This window comes from Thermococcus sp. 21S7 (assembly GCF_012027615.1).
In the GTDB taxonomy this organism is placed as follows: domain Archaea; phylum Methanobacteriota_B; class Thermococci; order Thermococcales; family Thermococcaceae; genus Thermococcus.
In genome coordinates this window covers 1-476 of record NZ_SNUT01000019.1, presented here as the reverse complement: position 1 = coordinate 476, position 476 = coordinate 1, and the positions used below count along the sequence as shown (strand labels likewise).

Here is a 476-nt window from a genome sequence, read left to right as displayed (position 1 = left end):
GGGGGACCGTTAAATGAGGGGCATAAAGTTCTCCTTTCTCTGCAGAGAGAAGCCCAATCCGACGGGGAAAAGAGTAGCAATAATCGGCGCCGGACCTGCTGGACTCACGGCTGCCGGCTACCTCGTCTGCAGGGGACACGACGTTGACATCTACGACAAAATGCCCGAGCCCGGCGGCTTGATGCTCTTCGTCATCCCGGAGTTCAGGATTCCAGTCGAGAGGGTTCGCCTCGGCGCGAAGGAACTTGAGGAGGAGTTTGAGGTAACCTACTACCCGAGGACGAAGGTCATGGAGGATGAGCGGGAGGACGAGGGCGACGAGTTCTACGAGAGGGTCGTTAGGCTGAGTGAGCTCAGGGAGAACTACGACGCGGTTCTAATAGCCACCGGAATCTGGAACGTGAGGAGGATTGGAATTCCTGGGGACGACCTGGAGGGCATACTCTCACCGCTGGAGCTCCTCTTCTGGATAAAAG

The 476-nt window shown here is 57.4% G+C and carries 1 protein-coding gene; it reads left to right on the top strand.

Features of this window, described 5'->3' with window-relative positions; genetic code table 11:
* Nucleotides 1–13 precede the first annotated feature (13 nt).
* Nucleotides 14–476: FAD-dependent oxidoreductase (locus E3E51_RS12925; protein ID WP_167913519.1), on the top strand; the 463-nt coding region annotated here is incomplete at its 3' end.